Annotated in this window: 10 protein-coding genes and 1 tRNA gene; 3 read left to right on the top strand and 8 right to left on the bottom strand. The window is 29.4% G+C overall.

Annotated features, from left to right (window positions below):
* Positions 1 to 40 precede the first annotated feature (40 nt).
* Both hisS and aspS read left to right on the top strand, forming a co-directional pair.
* Positions 41 to 1,384: a histidine--tRNA ligase gene (gene hisS / locus AC0B4S_RS00920; RefSeq protein WP_465101247.1), complete on the top strand. Its 1,344-nt coding sequence runs from the start codon at positions 41 to 43 to the stop codon at positions 1,382 to 1,384.
* On the top strand, positions 1,385 to 3,091 hold the full coding sequence (gene aspS, locus AC0B4S_RS00915) for an aspartate--tRNA ligase (RefSeq protein ID WP_465101246.1): 1,707 nt from the start codon (positions 1,385 to 1,387) through the stop codon (positions 3,089 to 3,091).
* 163 nt (positions 3,092 to 3,254) lie between these two features.
* Here aspS and AC0B4S_RS00910 read toward each other — a convergent pair whose 3' ends face one another.
* From AC0B4S_RS00910 to AC0B4S_RS00875, 8 genes are all read right to left on the bottom strand, one after another.
* Complete coding sequence (locus AC0B4S_RS00910; protein ID WP_465101245.1) at positions 3,255 to 4,202, bottom strand: ABC transporter permease; 948 nt, start codon at positions 4,200 to 4,202, stop codon at positions 3,255 to 3,257.
* Between the two features lies 1 nt (position 4,203).
* Complete coding sequence (locus AC0B4S_RS00905; RefSeq protein WP_465101244.1) at positions 4,204 to 5,817, bottom strand: ABC transporter permease subunit; 1,614 nt, start codon at positions 5,815 to 5,817, stop codon at positions 4,204 to 4,206.
* On the bottom strand, positions 5,817 to 8,084 hold the full coding sequence (locus AC0B4S_RS00900) for an ATP-binding cassette domain-containing protein (RefSeq protein WP_465101243.1): 2,268 nt from the start codon (positions 8,082 to 8,084) through the stop codon (positions 5,817 to 5,819). Before AC0B4S_RS00900 ends, AC0B4S_RS00905 begins: the two co-directional genes overlap by 1 nt.
* 97 nt (positions 8,085 to 8,181) lie before the next feature.
* Positions 8,182 to 9,528 carry a BMP family ABC transporter substrate-binding protein gene (locus AC0B4S_RS00895; protein WP_465101242.1) on the bottom strand — a complete coding sequence of 449 codons (1,347 nt, stop codon included), beginning with the start codon at positions 9,526 to 9,528 and terminating at the stop codon, positions 8,182 to 8,184.
* Between the two features lie 121 nt (positions 9,529 to 9,649).
* Positions 9,650 to 11,779 (bottom strand): bifunctional metallophosphatase/5'-nucleotidase, encoded by a 2,130-nt coding sequence (locus tag AC0B4S_RS00890; RefSeq protein WP_465101241.1) that lies wholly within the window; start codon positions 11,777 to 11,779, stop codon positions 9,650 to 9,652.
* 162 nt (positions 11,780 to 11,941) lie between these two features.
* Positions 11,942 to 13,873: an ABC transporter ATP-binding protein gene (locus AC0B4S_RS00885; protein ID WP_465101240.1), complete on the bottom strand. Its 1,932-nt coding sequence runs from the start codon at positions 13,871 to 13,873 to the stop codon at positions 11,942 to 11,944.
* Between the two features lie 15 nt (positions 13,874 to 13,888).
* On the bottom strand, positions 13,889 to 15,679 hold the full coding sequence (locus AC0B4S_RS00880) for an ABC transporter ATP-binding protein (protein ID WP_465101239.1): 1,791 nt from the start codon (positions 15,677 to 15,679) through the stop codon (positions 13,889 to 13,891).
* 82 nt (positions 15,680 to 15,761) lie between these two features.
* Positions 15,762 to 15,838 (bottom strand) — tRNA-Arg (locus AC0B4S_RS00875).
* 88 nt (positions 15,839 to 15,926) lie between these two features.
* Here AC0B4S_RS00875 and mnmA point away from each other — a divergent pair.
* Positions 15,927 to 17,042 carry a tRNA 2-thiouridine(34) synthase MnmA gene (gene mnmA, locus AC0B4S_RS00870; RefSeq protein WP_465101882.1) on the top strand — a complete coding sequence of 372 codons (1,116 nt, stop codon included), beginning with the start codon at positions 15,927 to 15,929 and terminating at the stop codon, positions 17,040 to 17,042.
* Positions 17,043 to 17,048: the final 6 nt, after the last annotated feature.

Here is a 17,048-nt window from a genome sequence, read left to right as displayed (position 1 = left end):
TTATATTATAATTATATAAATATTAAAATTAAGGAGTTTTATGATAAGTAAAATTAAAGGAACAATCGATTATTCGCCAGAAAAAACACAAATCAGAAATCATATTTTTGATGTGGCTCGTATTTTAGGACAACAGCAAGCATATCAAGAAATTGATACCCCTATTATTGAAAACCAAGAAGTATTTTCAAGAAGTGTTGGAGATTCCGATTTAGTTCGTAAGGAAATGTTTCAATTTACTGATAAAGGTAATAGAAATATTGTATTAAGACCAGAAGGAACAGCAAGCTTTGTAAGAGCTTATGTTGAAAATAAATGGCACACACTCCCAAATCAAAAATTCTTCTATATAGGTACCATGTTCCGTTATGAGCAACCTCAAAAAGGTAGATACCGCCAATTCTATCAAATTGGCTTTGAGCACGTAGGAGAAAAAAATTATTTAAAAGATTTAGAAGTAATTTTATTAGCTAATAATCTTTTAAGTGTTTTTGCTAATGATGACTTTACCTTAAAAATTAATACAATTGGCGACAAACAAACAAGAGATAAATATTCACAAGCCTTAAAAGAATATTTTCATCCTTATAAATCACAACTTTCAAGCATTTCCCAAGAAAGACTTGAAAGTGGTAATGTATTACGTATTTTAGATGATAAAATTGATTCACAACTTGGTTTTGTTAAAAAAGCACCTAAAATTTCAAAATATTTATCAAGTGAATCAAAAACATATTTTGATAATTTATGTAAAGCTTTAAAAGATTGAGATGTTGATTATAAGGTATCAGAGGATTTGGTTAGAGGATTGGATTATTACGATGAAATAGTTTTTGAATTTATTGCAACATCTCGCTCTGATAAATCACAAGCTGCAATTATTGGTGGTGGAAGATATTCTAATTTAATTAGTGAGTTAGGCGGCCCATCTTTGTCAAGTGTTGGTTTTGCTTTAGGGGTTGAACGTTTAATTGACTTTTTTGCTAATAGTGAATCATTATCAATTGAAAACCTAAAAGAAGCAGACCAAAGCACTAAGCTTTATTTGTGTGCTTCAAATAAAGAGGCAGATATTGCTGCCTTAATGAAATTTTATATTGCTTTAAGTCAAATTCCAAACTTCCAAGCTATTTTTGAATTTAGCTTAGTTAAATCTAAGAAAGTGCTTGAAAAAGCAAGCAAATATAATGCTAATTACATTATTACAACCGATTTAAAATATCCAGATTTATTTATTATAAAAAACTTAGAGACTAAAGAAAGAATAACATTCTCAAAGCAAGACAATGGAATTACTTCACTTGTTAATTTCCTAATTAATGATATTGAACAAATACAAGAAGATACTTTAAGTGCTCTGGAAGAACTTTTAGAGGAGGAATAAATGACAAAAAAAATTAATAATAATCAATTAAGAAAAGAAAATATTGGTCAAATTGTGACTTTATATGGCTGGGTAGCAAACAAACGTAAATTTGGAGAATTAAACTTCGTTGACCTACGTGATAAATTTGGTATTACTCAATTAATATTTAATCAACCAATCAACTTCACTAAAGAAAGTGTTTTAGAAGTAACAGGTAAAGTAGAACTACGGAAAGATATTAATAAAGATCTGCCTACTGGTGAAATTGAAGTTATAGTAAAAGAATATAAAGTTTTATCTAAAGCGGCAAATGAATTACCATTCCAAATTCGTGATGATATAGAAGTTAAGGAAGAATTAAGGCTACAAAATCGCTTTCTAGACTTAAGAAGACCAATAATGCAAAAAACACTTTCATTACGTAATAAATTTATTTTTGCTCTCAGAGAATTTTTGCAAAACCAAGACTTTATGGAAATTGAAACCCCAATGCTTTCAAAAGCCACACCAGAAGGGGCCAGGGATTTCTTAGTTCCTACTCGTAATTTAAATAGTTTTTATGCATTACCTCAAAGCCCTCAATTATTTAAACAATTATTAATGATTTCAGGTTTTGAAAAATATTTTCAAGTTGCCAGATGTTTTCGAGACGAAGATTCACGAAAAGATCGCCAACCTGAGTTTACTCAACTAGATATTGAAACTAGTTTTACTGATGTTCAAAACTTTCAAACATTGATTGAACAAATGTTCCAATATGTTATGAAAAAAACAATGAATGTTGAAATAAAAATTCCTTTTGAAAGAATTACATATGATGAGGCTATTTCCAAATATGGAAATGATAAACCTGATTTACGTTTTAAAAATCATATTCTTGATATTAATGATTTTTGTGCTGAATCAGATTTTAACATTATTAAAGAAGCATCAAGCAAAAGATTATTAAAAATTTCTGAACAAATAAGTAAAAAACAATTTAAATCATTAGAAGAAATTGCTAAGAAAAATGGAGCAAATGCCTTGTTTTACTTTGTTGTAAATAATGGAGAAATAGACCATTCAAACTTTGCATCAAAAGTATTAGAGCCAGTTCAAAAATTAATTAATAGACAAACAAAACAAGATGGTACATATTTAATTGTTGCTAACACTTACCAAAAGGCATCACAGGCCTTAGGTGCTTTAAGAACAGAATTAAATACATGATTCAATTGAGCATCAAATGAATATGCATTTAAATGAATTATTGACTTTCCTATGTTTGAATATGATCATGAAACAAACTCGTGGGCTGCAGCACATCACCCATTTACTCAATTTAATCATTCATTAGAAGAAATTAGTGAATTAGATAAATCACAAATCAAAGCTAAAAGTTATGATTTGGTTTTAAATGGTTTTGAGCTTGGATCAGGATCTGCCAGAATCTTTGATCAGGAAACTCAAAAAACTGTTTTTGAACTAATTGGAATGGATGAAGAAACACAAAAATCTAAATTTGGGTTTTTCCTAAATGCTTTAGAATATGGTGTTCCACCTCATTGTGGTATCGGTTTGGGAATTGACCGAATCATCATGATTTTAGCAGGTCATAGTAGCATTAGAGATGTTATCGCCTTTCCAAAAAATTCTAAAGGCGAGGATATCTTTACTGGTGCACCATCACATGTTGCACAAGATCAATTAGATGAAATTTATTTAACTATTAAAGATAATAAGTAAAATCAACCTATTTAAATAGGTTGATTTTTTACATTTAAATTAATCATGCTGCATGTAATAAAATTCATGATATAAATGATAATAAATTATATATAACTTAAAAAAATAAAATAACAACCAAATATTGGTTATTATTTTATTGTTAAGTGAGTAATGTGTTTTATTACCTCTTAGACTTATCATAAGGTATACCTGCAGCTGCAGGTCCATATGAATTCTTACTTGAAATAATCATAATAATTAAGGTAATTAAGTATGGGATCATTGCTAATAAATCTGCAAATTTACTTAATGAAGCACCAAGGGTATTAATTCCATAGAATGAGAATGCAAGTAAGAATGAGAAGAATAATGACACAATTACTGAAAAACTAATTTTTCATCTTGAGGTAATCATAATGGCTAGGGCGATGAAACCAAACCCTTGCACATCTTTTGAAAGTGAAAAAATATTAATTTGCACTTGAGCATAGATCGCACCAGCAATCCCCGCAATAAATCCAGATATCGCTAAACCTTGTCATTTAATACGATTAACATTTACTCCGGCTACATCAGCTGCTTGAGGGTTTTCACCAACAGATCTAAATCTTAAACCTCATCTTGTTTTTCTAAGTGCAAACCATGAGGCTATAGCTACTATAATAACAACTGCTAATTTAAATGAAACAATGTTACGGTAAGTTCCAATTGCAGGAGATAAAGCTAATTCTTCACGTCCTCTAAAAACAATAACTGATCCCGCTTTTTGAGTTCTGGTTGTTAAGTATAAAACTACCATTGCCGCAATACCAGTTGCTAAAACGTTAATAGCAAAACCAGATATTGTTTGGTCTGATTTGAATTTAACAGCTGCTAAACCAAACAATAGACCAAATAATACAGTAACAAGTCCAGCTAATAAAGTAAGTGGAATTTGTGACCAAGCACTAGTAATATTTAGTGAATCAGTAAAGATGACACTAAATATCGAATAAACAGCCGCACCAAAGACCATAAATCCATTAATAGCAATATTAACAGTTCCAGATCTTTCAGAGAAAATACCTGAAATAGTACCTAATAGAAGGATAACAAAGAAGAAAAATGTATAACTAAGAATTATTTCCATATTACACTCCTCCTTCTACAGTTAAATCTTTAATTTTGAAAGTTTGTTTATATTTTGCTAAAACTTTCTTATTAAAGTCTAAGAATAATGATTCTTTTAATATATTAAAGTTTTGTTTACGGTTTTGAACTTGGTTTTTAAATTTATTCTTTGAATCACGATATTGGTTTAAACCAGCCTCATTACGTTTTGCAATATGGTCGAATTTAGCTTTAGATAATTTGGTGTAAAAATCTAAAAGTTCTTCTTCGCTCATATTTTTTGAAGCTTTAATTTGATTGTAAACATCTTTTTGATATTGCATTTCTTGTTTTCTAAAGTTTAAACGAGTTTTAATACCAGTTGTATATAGTTTAAATAAGTTAATTTTCTCAGGTAAAATATATTTAAATTTACTAATGTGGTATGTTTTAAAGTTATATCAATAAGTTTTATTTGTACTTAAATATCCATATTTAGCCATAGTTCTCATTACCCTAAATTTATAGAAAATAATTGCTAAAGCTGACATAAAGATAATAATACCAGTAATAATTGGGAAAAAGTCAAAAGTAACTTTTTCAGATCCTCTTAAGAAACTAAATCCAATTTGAGAAGTATTTATAAGAGAATAGAATATTGACGTAAATAAAACACCAATTGGACTATTTAAAGCAATTAAGGCTATTGCAATTGCTTCAAATCCAATTCCCATAGGCGCAGATGCTGCTTCTAATTTATTGTTCTTAAGAATAATTAAGAAAAACCCAGCAACACCAGATAAAGCACCTGAAATCCCCATAATGGTTACTATAAGTAATTTTTCGTTAATACCAACATATTTAGCATTAGTTTTATTTAAGCCAACCATTTTGATTTTATATCCAATAGCTGTTTTACTGTAAATAAATCACACAAAAACAACCAAAGCGATAATTAAGCCAATTCCAAAATAAATAAATAAATTTTGATGTTCGGCACTAATAAAAATATTTTTTGTTCCACTAACTGGGTCAAAGTAACTAAAAGCTTCCTTCCCAAAAGCTTCATTACCTTGTGTAAATAAATATTTTGCAATATATGTAATAATTCAGTTTAAAAAGATCGTTGAAATAACTTCGTGTACATTAAAGAATGCTTTTAAGAATCCTGAAATAAGTCCTATAAACATTCCCATGATTATAAAGACAAAGAACATTCCAACTAAGAACTCTAATGAAATCTTTTCAATATCTAATTTTAAACCAATAATAATTGCAAAGAAAATAATTGCAGGGAAAGTCATTTGACCTGAAACCCCAATATTGAATAACCCTGATTTAAAACCAATCGAAATGGCTAAACCAGAAAAGGCAAAGAAAAGGAAATAAAGTAAGAAAACACTTCTATTAGATTCAGTACTTGAGAATCTAAAAATATATGTTACAAATGAGAAAAGTGTTGTATCTTGGGGATTGTCGCCAGTACTTCCAATAATTCAATAAATGATTGAAGCAAATAGTAATCCAAAGAAAACAGCTCAAATAGATGCAAAAATCTTTCTACGACTGCTTGCTTTTTCTTCAAACATAAAGAATCTACGAGTTCTTTCCCCAAAATCTACAACAGGATTATCTGCATATAAACCTTTTTTCATTAGTTTGCTCCTTTCTCTTCGTTTTTATGTGCCATATAAATACCAATTTCAGTTCTGGTTAAATCTTTAGCTTCTTTAACAGCTAAGATTTCACCTGTATTTATAACCGCTATTTTATCAGCTAAAGCTAAAACCTCATCAAGTTCATACGAAATTAATAAAATAGCTTTACCATTCTTCTTTTCTTCTAAAATTTGTTCGTGAATGTTTTTAATTGCTCCAACGTCTAAACCACGAGTTGGTTGCACAATTAAAATAAAGTCATGAGGAGAATTCATTTCACGACCAACAATGAATTTTTGTTGGTTCCCACCAGAAAGTTGGCGAGCTTGGGAAATACCATTACGTGCTCCTCGAACATCATATTTCTCAATAATATTTTTAGTTTCTTGTTTAATAGCTTTTTCATTGAAAATACCAAATTTTACATAAGAAGAATCTCAAAGCCTACGCAAGACAGTGTTGTATTTAATGTTGTAGTCCAGTACTAAACCGTGTTTATGTCTATCACTTGGAATAAATGAAAGACCAAGCTTTGAAATTTCGTAAACTGAAAGATTTTCTAAATCTAAATATTCATCTTGGTCTTGCAGCTGTTCTTTGTCATTTGATTTAGTGAAGAATAATTCTCAACTATAAAAATGCATTAATAATGCTACAGCAGAAACTAAAACAGATATATACATTATTACATAAATAACATTATTAGTTGTTGTGCTTAATGTTGCTCTAATATTTGTAAAAGCAATAAACACCAAAATAATAAATGACACAATGTATAAAATTGAATTTAGCAGAATAACAGCAACATGACGAATTAAATTGTTTTTATCAAAGATTTGTCTGGAAATATGTAAAGCTTTAAAGATGAAAACTAAGTTTCAAGCCATTAGTAGCCCATTAATTAAGAAAATAGCTAAAGAAACTAATGGTATGATTTGAGATTCATTTAAAATAAATCCTGAAAGCCATAAAATTAATAAAATTAATGTTGTAACTAAATATGATATTTTTGTTAAGTAAACAAGCCGGCGCGCTTTACTTGAAAAATTATAAAAGACAATATTTTCAAGTTTCTTACGGTTTTTTACTTCACTATTAAAAGATTGAAAGAAAAATACAATTGTCATAGCATATAAAAATCCACCAATTATTTTATAAATAACGTTTATATCTTTTGCTTCTGGTGTTAACACCATTAAAATCGTACCAACAATAAATGTTAAAAAGAACATTAGATCATTAAAGTAAATTTTTCTTATATTGGCTTTTTCAATTATTTTTAATTTTTCTTTAATTAAAGGTGTTTTGGTTAACTTAATTGTTCCGTTAGAAGGTTTTTTCATACCACTAATAACATATTCTAAGTCAGTTTGACCATTGCCTTCAACTCCAGCAATAGCAACAATTTCACCGCTTCTAATTTGTAATGAAACATTTTTAAGGGGTTTTTCACCTTCTGTAGAAACATTTTGTACATCTAAAATAATTTTATTTTTCGTTGTGTCGGTATATTCATTACGGGCATTTTCAACTTCACCGCCAACCATTCGGTTAGCCATTTCTTCAATTGAAACATCTTTAACGGCAAAATTACCTGTAACTCTTCCATGACGAATAACAGTTGCATTGTCAGCAACTTCTTTTATTTCACCTAATTTATGTGAAATAAATAAAATTGTTTTACCTTGTTCTTTAAATAATTTGAAAGTATTTAAAAGGCCTTGGATTTCCTGGTCTGTCAAAACAGCTGTAGGTTCATCAAAAATTAAGATTTCTGAATCACGGTAAAGCATTTTCATAATCTCAATTTTTTGTTGGGTAGCAACTGTTTCGGTACCTGTTAGTTTATTTAAGTCAAAACGTAAATCAAACTTATTTTGAATTGTTTTAATTTTTCTAATTGCTGGCGCATAATCAATAACACGAGTATTTTTATTGATATCTTCAGCACCAAGGACAATGTTTTCTAAGTTGGTATAAACATCAACTAATTTAAAGTGTTGGTGCACCATACCAATACCTAAAGCATTAGCATCATTAGGCCCTTTGATTAATACTTCGTTATTATTAACTTTAATAACACCATTATCAGGTGAATAAAGCCCAAATAAAATTGACATAAGGGTACTTTTTCCAGCACCATTCTCACCAATTAGTGCATGTATTGTTCCTTTTTCAACTTGAAAACTTATTTCTTGGTTAGCCTTAATAGTTCCAAAGGACTTAGAAATATTATTAAATTCAATAGCATTAAGTTTTTCCATTTTAACCTCCTTTCACTAGATATAATAAAAAGTAAAGGTATCATTTGAAGAATTAAACCGCCATCAGGCGGCTTAATAAAATAACTTTTTGAATAAATTATTGATTTACTGCAGCTAAAAGTGTATCAACTAATGTTTTAATTGAGTTTTCGTCGGTAGCCGCTTGTGATTCTTTAGTAGCTTTTGGTGCACTAACAAATGCTTTGTCATCTGCTGAAAGTGCATTGAATTTAGTTTTAGCTTCCTCAATAGCAGCTTGCATTTTTTCTCTCTTAGCTGTATCAGCAATTGTTGAAGGTGCAAGACCTACTCAACCGTCACCAAATCCACCATAGTAGTTATTTTTGTCACCTTGTTTGAAGGCTGAAATTTTGGTTTCAAGCGCTTGAATTCCAAATACTTTAGCTAAAATAATGTCATATGTTGCTTGTGCAATATTCTTTAGTACTGAAGTAGCAAAGTAACCTGAACTAGCTGGAATTGATTTAGATTGGTCAACATCAACTCCAACAACTAATTTATCACGGTATGATTCATTACTTGTAACTGATTGTACTGTTTGAGTTGTTGCAGGTCCAGCAACTGGATAAACAATTTTAGCACCTGTACCTAACATATTGGTAATTGCAGAGTTTTGAGCGTCATTAGCTTCAAATCCTGCATTTAAATTAATACTATCAGCATGTTTTGTTTTTAAAGTTGGGTTGGCATCATTCCATGCTTTAATACCTTTTAAATATCCGGTAATAAAGTCTGTAACCCCAAAGAATGCTCCCCCACCTAATGTAGCAACCTTTCTTGAATCTGGTGCACTAGCAAACTCTGTTGATAAGTATTTTGAAAGTGCATATCCAAGTTGTCATGAAGCTTGGTTAACATCAAAATTAAGTGCATAGAAGTATTCATAGTCAGTTTCTACAGTAAAGTCAATTCCGATAATAACAACTTTCTTTTGTTGTAATTTTGCTTTATTTGCTTTAATGAATTTACTAATTTCTTCGCCGTGGGCAAATCCTGGTAAAACAAGTACATTAGTACCAGTATCTACAGCAGTATTGTATGATTGTTGATATGTATCTTTACGTGGTTTTACTGTAACAAACTCAAATGATTGTTCTGTATCTGATTTTTGAGTTTGATCACCAATAGCATTTAACGCTTCTCAAGCTGATTGGTTGAATGATTTGTCAGTAACATTACCTGTATCAGTAATTAAAGTAAATTTAATGTTTTTTTGCTTAATTGCTTCTGATTGAGCAAAGTCATGAGTTAAAGTTGAGTTTGTTGTAAGTGCTGCAACTCTTTCTGAAGATCTTACATAGTCACTATCACGTCTGTGATATCCAGATGTTCGAGTTTGAGAACCCCCACAAGAAACCGCAACAGCTGGTACTAGCAATGTACTAATTCCAGAAATTGTTAATAATAATTTTTTAAATTGCATAAATGCTCCTTTTTATAGTTTGATTGAAAATATATTTAATTTATGTGCTTAATAATATTATACACAATTATTGATTTTAATAAACATAACTTAATAGTTAAATATTACTTTTTTATTGAAATTATTGCGAAGTTTTTTTGGCCTCTTCCGGAATATTAACTATTTGAGTTTTGTATTTATCTGCATTTAAATATGAAGATAAGGCACTTTCAAATTTATTTTGGTCTAGTGATGCTCCGGTTGCTGAGACCTTCTTAGCATATTCAATTAAGGTATCAATATATTTATCACCTTCATATGCTAAAACTACTCCATCATTAGCATCAACATTTAACATACCATATCCATCACCACCTGCCAAAATAAAGTCATTTGTAACAATGTAGTAATTTTGATTTGGATCAATAGCTTTGTTATTTACCTTAAAGCTTGATGTATCTGCTTCTCAAACATATTCTTCTAATTGTGTTTTAGTATTTAGTTTTTTAACTGCATTAACAGTGTAAGAAATGTTGGTAGATAGTTGGGCAAAACCACCAGCTTTACCGGCACCTAAACCATGTTTTAAAGCTTCAATAACAACCGAACCTTTAACTCTAACAGCAGCGATTCTATTGCCAAATGGACTCACTGCTAAAGCATCTCCACGTGATATTTCACCTTGTTTTAGGTCAGAACGTAATCCACCACCATTTAGAAGGCCAATAGTATTATCTAAAGTTCCAACTTCAAAACCTTGTCTTGAACCCCAAGGCTCTTGAGTTACAAATCCTCAAGCTAGCGCATCAGCAGCATAAGTTCCGAGGCTTGTAGGCATTAATCTACCCTTCCAGTATGAAGTTCCATCAATGTTTACACTGGTCACGTGCTCAAATACTCCTGGAGAATCAAAAGCTTTAACTGAGTTTTCTTTAGCAAATACTGTTTTTAGACGTGCTAATAATTTATCACTTAAATTAGCATTGTAAATTTCAATTTGACTAATATCTCTTAAAACTTGGAAAACTTGAGTAATTTTTCCAGTAGAAGTATCAAAAGTTATGTCAATATCACCTAAATATTTAGTATATGCTTCTGTTTGAGTTATATAAATATTTTTAGTATCAGTTACTTTATCCTTGTTATTTATTGGAACAAATGAATGGCTGTGGCCATCAATAATTAAATCTAAACCATCACCAGCATTTTGTTGTGCAAGATAATCTGATGTTCAAGTTGCATCGTTTCTACCTGTTCCAAGATGAGTAGCAGCAATAATTAATTTAATTTCAGGATTGTTTTGTTTAATTTCATTAACTGCTTTTTTTAGTTCATCACTTGGTGATCTAAATTCAACTAGTGCTGAATTTTTAGGGTGCGAAGTATAAACTGTATCAGGGGTTGTTAAACCAATGATTGCAACTTTAATTCCGCTTTCTAATTCTTTGATAATGTATGGTTTAAAGACTCTTTTACCAACTAAATTTTGATCATAGCGATCTGGCTTATTGGTTTCATTTGCATAATCTTTGTAGTATACATTAGCTGAGATAAATGGCATTTTAATGCCCTCTTTATCTTGAGAAGTGCTTTCATTTAATGCTAAAATATGCTCTAAACCATAGTCGAACTCGTGGTTACCAACAGTAACTGAGTCATATTGCATATATTTAGCAATTTGTGAAATTGTTTTTCCTTTATCCGAATCTGATAAAGGTAAGCCTTGAATCATATCACCTGCTGATATTAATAAATCACGTTTCTTATCAGCAAGGTATTTACTGGTTTCCACCATACCAGCATATTTGTTGTATTTAGAGTCATCAAACTCAATTCTTCCATGTTCATCATTAGAGTGGAAAATCTTTACTGTTCTTAAAGTTGAATTTTCAGATTTTTCTGCTTCTCTTAAACGAGTAAAGAAATAATTGTAATTATGAACTAATGGGGTTAGTTTTGCTTTAGCATTAAAAAATAAATCAAAGATTTTATCTTCAATAGCTGTTTTTTTTGTTTCATCTTTTTCAGATGAAAGTTGTGCTTTTAATTTATCAAGTTCTTTTGCAAAAGTATGAATTGCTTCGTTGTAACTTACATTATTTTTTCTATATAAGTCACGTCAGTGTTCTGCAGAATAAACTGGTTCAACACGTGGTATATCTGGATCGCCAGCAATAGGTTTATTACTTCCAGAACAAGATACAACAACTGCAAAACCTGATGATAATGCAGAAATTGTAGATAATTTAAATAGTAATTTCTTGTATTTCATAAATAGCTCCTAATATATTTTATGTGTATATTTATATTATATAACATCTATAAGAATATGCAATTCATACAACAAGAAAATATTTTAAAATTAGCATTTTTAAAAACAATCTATTTAATATTTAAATTAAAAATCATATGCAATGTTTTTGCATATGATTTGTTAGTTAAACTGAGATTGATATAAATTGTAGTAAAAACCTTTTTCTTGTAATAATGATTCGTGAGTTCCTCTTTCGATAATCATTCCATCATTAACTACAAGTATTAAATCAGAATTTTTAATTGTACTTAGCCGATGAGCAATTACAAAAGAAGTTTTATATTCCATTAACCTTAACATTGATTCTTGAACTATTTTTTCAGTGCTTGAATCAATGTTTGAAGTGGCTTCATCTAAAATTAAAATATTTCTATTGGTTAAAATTGCCCTTGTCAAAGACAATAATTGTTTTTGACCTTGGGAAATATTTGACCCATTATTTTCAATTAAGGTATCATATCCATTTTCTAAAGATAAAATAAAGTCATGTGCTTTTGTCATTTTGGCGGCATTGATAATTTCTTCCCTTGATGCTTTTGGATTTGCTTTCTTTAAATTATCAATAATTGTTTCATTAAATAAAAATGAATCTTGTAATACAATTGTCATAATATCCCTTAAATTATTTGTATCAATTTCTTTAAGTTCATGGCCATCAATTGTAATGCTTCCGGATGTATAATCATAGTATTTAGACAATAAATTAACAATTGTAGTTTTTCCTGCTCCAGTAGGTCCAACAATAGCAATTTTTTGTCCCCGATTCGCAGAAAAGCTTGCTTGTTTTAATTGATATTCTTGAGAATCATCAAGGTATTTAAAGAAAACATTTCTAAATTCTACTGTTCCTTTAACTGATTTATATTCCAATTCATTGGTATTATTATTAAAAGTTTTTCAAGCATAAAATCCATATGGATCATTTGCATCAGTTTCCTCAAATTTATTAGTTTCTTGATTTAATGATACTTTGACTATTTTTATTTTTTGATCTTTTATAACTGGGTCAGGCTCATTTAATAAATTTCCTACCCGTGTTGCTGATGCCACAGCACTTTGTGCCCCAAATATAGTACCTAGTGCATTTTGAAATGGACCTAAGAAATTTCAATTAAGCGAGATATAAGTTACTATTAAACCAGAAGTAGCAACATTAGTCGTTTGTCCCATAATGCCTGGCACACCTCAAATTGGTTCTTGCCTAAAGAAGAAAAATGCTGAAATGCCGGCAATCACTAAAATTATACTATTTGACATTATTGAATAAATAATTTCAAAACTTCGAGAAACTAAATCACTTTTAAAACTAACATTTCTAATATCTCTGGTTAACTGTTCAAGTTCTTTTAAAATAGTTTTTTGTTTTTCAAAGGAATTAGTAATTTTTGTATTTGTTAATGTTTCTTCAACAAATGCATTCAACCTTCCAAAAGCATTACGTACTTTTTCAAAGTAAGGTTGAGATTTTTTAATTAACACCATAACACTAAAAAGCATTAGTAAAGTTAATGGTATGACAATTAATGTCAATTTAGCAGAAACTAATAACATCATTATTAAAGATAAACTAATGTTAATAAAAGCATTAATAACCGCTGATAAAACTTGGTTTAATGAAAAAGCAATATTTGTCACATCACCTATAATTGTTGAAATTAAATCACCAGCTTTATTACGATCATAAAAGCTAATATTTAATTTAAGCATTTTCTTTATAATTTTTTTTCTGATATTTGTAGCAGTTCCAAAACTAACTTTAACAAAATATCTATTTTCTAAATATCTAAAAATTCCATAAATAATATAACAAGAAGCTAGGAGCACTAAAATTAGTGCAAAGCGGGTTGTATCAAAATTTTCAAAAGCACTTTTCCCGTTTGCGATAGGATCAAAAAAGGAACTTACAACTAGCCCAACTAATAAACTACCTAAGATATATGCAACGGCATTAATAAAGGAAAAAAGACCTCCGAGCATAGTTTGTTTTTTAAAATCTCTAGCGAAAGAAAATAATAGTTTGATTGCTTGCCATGATGAATATTTTTGTTTCATATCTTTCTCCTTATCTTATTGTTCTAATTGATTGTGATAAATATCTTTATATCAATCACATCTAGCAATTAGTTCACTATGACTACCTCAATCAATAATTTCACCATTGTTCAACACTAAAATTTTATCAGCATCTTTAATTGAATTAACTTTTTGAGAAATAATAACCGTTGTACATATATAATTTTGTGCAATATTTTGCACCATTTTTCTGGCTGTTAAATTATCAAGAGCACTAGTTGTATCATCAAGGATTAAAACCTTTGGATTAGTTAATAAAGTTCGAGCCACTGATAAACGTTGTTTTTGTCCACCAGATAAATTTTTCCCTCTTTGCTCAACAACATGTTGAAAAGTATCGCTAAATGAGTTAACAAATTCAGTTGCACAAGCACTTTCAATTGCCTTATAAAGTTCTTCTTGTGTAGCGTCCTCTTTTGCAAATTTTAAATTACTTTCAATGGTCCCTGAATAAAGCATAGCTTCTTGAAATACAATTCCAACTTGCTTATGTAATTGTGATGAATTAATTTCATTTACTTCTTTTCCGGCAATTTTTACACTACCTTCAGAATATTTCATATTATTAACTAAAATATTAGCCAGCGTTGATTTACCTGAACCAGTAGGGCCAATAATTCCTAAGGTTTGCCCAGCTTCTAATTTAAAATTAATATTTTTTAAAGCATACTTTTCAGCAGTTTCAGAATATTTATAACTAAAGTTTTTAAATTCAATTGAATATTCGCTTGGATCATTTGGCAGTGATTTGCCATTATATATTAGTAATTCATCATATTCACAAGTAATTACATCCATGATTCTTTTTGATGATACCCTTGCCCTAAAAAATGTCCCTAAAAACTGCCCAAACATTGAAACACCTAATGCCATCATAAACTCATACTCAATAAAAGTATTAATTTTAGCAATTAATTTACTTACATCTTGAGATGGATTAGCAGCAAGCAACCGATATCCACCATAAAAAATAAACACAATAACTAAATTAACTGCAAAAAAGAAAAACGGCATACTAATGGAAAAAATATTAAAAATATTAATTCCATTTTTCTTCCATGCTTTATTTGTTTGTTTAAATTTTTGATATTGTTGTTCTTGTAAATTGTATGCTTTGATGAGTCTTGCTCCACTGATTATCTCATTAACTGATTTAGTATTATTATCAATAATTGTTCGACCCTTAATAATTAAAGGCATAACTTTTACTAAAATATATAAAATCGAACCAACAATTAAAGGAACAATTGCAACAATCGTTCAGGTTAAGGTTAAATCTGTTAAAATTGCAAATGTTAATCCAAATGCTATAAATAATGGTGCTTTAATTAAAGCGCTTGTAGCTCCAACTAAAAACTCTCAAAAAACTGCAACATCATCAGTAATTCTGGTTATCAAAGATTCAACACTAAAATGCGAAATATCTTTTAAGCTAAGTTTTTGATATTTGGCATATAAAATATTCCGGTAAAATTCAGAAGCATTTTCGCCAGCTCATATTATTATAAATAAGCTGACAAATGATGTTAAAGCGCCGCCAATTATTAATCCTATTGTGCTCAATAATAAAAATGTAAATGCTGAAACAAAGTCTTTTGAACTATAAATTACATTTTTAAAAACTTCAATTTCATACAATTCTTTTTTATCGATTAATAGTGGTAAAAATTGCGATATGAAAATTGGAGTTAACATTGTTAACCCAACATTAATGAATAAAAGTAATACACCAAATAAAAATTGAATTTTGATTTTTCTTGGTAAGATTTTTAAAGTTTTTATCATAAAAACCTCTTATTCTACTTATAACTAAAATTGTTATAATATAATTATTTTATTAAATTATTTAAAAAAGTTATAAAAAAAATGGCGATCACGAGAGGATTCGAACCTCTGACCACAAGCTTAGAAGGCTCGTGCTCTGTCCTGCTGAGCTACGCGACCACATGTTATAATTTTAACATAAATTAAAAAAAATCAAAAAAATTCATTATAATTTTTTAATACTAACTAAAGGAGTAATATGCATATTTTAAAAAAACGAGTTGTTGTAGGACTTAGCGGCGGTGTTGACTCCTCTGTTGCAGCTTATTTGTTAAAAGAGCAAGGTTATGAAGTAGTAGGACTTTTTATGCGTAATTGAGATAGCCTTGCCAACAATGATATTTTAGGAAATAATAACTTAAATGATGAAGCATGCCCACAAGAAGTTGATTATAAAGATGCACTGTCTGTTGCTAAAAAACTTGATATTCCATTGCACCGTGTTGACTTTGTAAAAGAGTATTGGGATAATGTTTTTCAAAATTTTATCGATGAATATGCAAAAGGACGAACACCTAATCCGGATATTTTATGCAATAAATATATTAAATTCAGTTCATTTGCGAAATATGCATTTGAACAATTAAAAGCTGATTATATTGCAATGGGCCATTATGCTAAAGTCGAAAATGGTTATTTACTACGAGCGAAAGATCAAGATAAAGATCAAACTTATTTTTTAGCACAATTGACTAAAAAACAGTTAGAAAAAGTTTTAATGCCACTTTCTGAGTTAACAAAATCAGAAATTCGTAAAATAGCTGCTAATTTAGGTTTAATAACAGCCAATAAAAAAGATTCCACTGGAATTTGTTTTATTGGTGAGCGCAGTTTTGGGAAATTTCTCCAAAATTATATTCCTGCACAAGAAGGAGATATCATCGATATAACTACAGAACAAATTATCGGAAAACATGTTGGTGTTTTTTATTACACAATTGGACAACGTAAAGGATTAAATCTAGGGGGGATGAAAGAACCATATTATGTCTGTGGTCATGATGTATCGCAAAATATTTTATACGTAGCTCAAAGCTCTAAACCCGAATACTTAATTTCAGATTCATTAATTGCTTCAAATTATACTTTTAATAATCTAAACTACAATCCTGAAAATTTAAGTGCTAAATTTAGGTATCGCCAAAAAGATATTAAGGTTAAAATAGAAATTTTAAATGATAAACAAATAAAAGTATTTTACCCAGATACTTCATCAGCAGTTACACCTGGACAACAAGTTGTTTTCTATGATGGAAATTATTGCATTGGCGGAGCTACTATTGATGAATTATTTATTAATAATAAAAAAATTGATTACCTTTAGGAGTAA

Source organism: Mycoplasma sp. 6934 (genome assembly GCF_055523595.1).
Note: the sequence above shows the minus strand (reverse complement) of the source record. Positions and strands in the feature narration are given on the sequence as shown.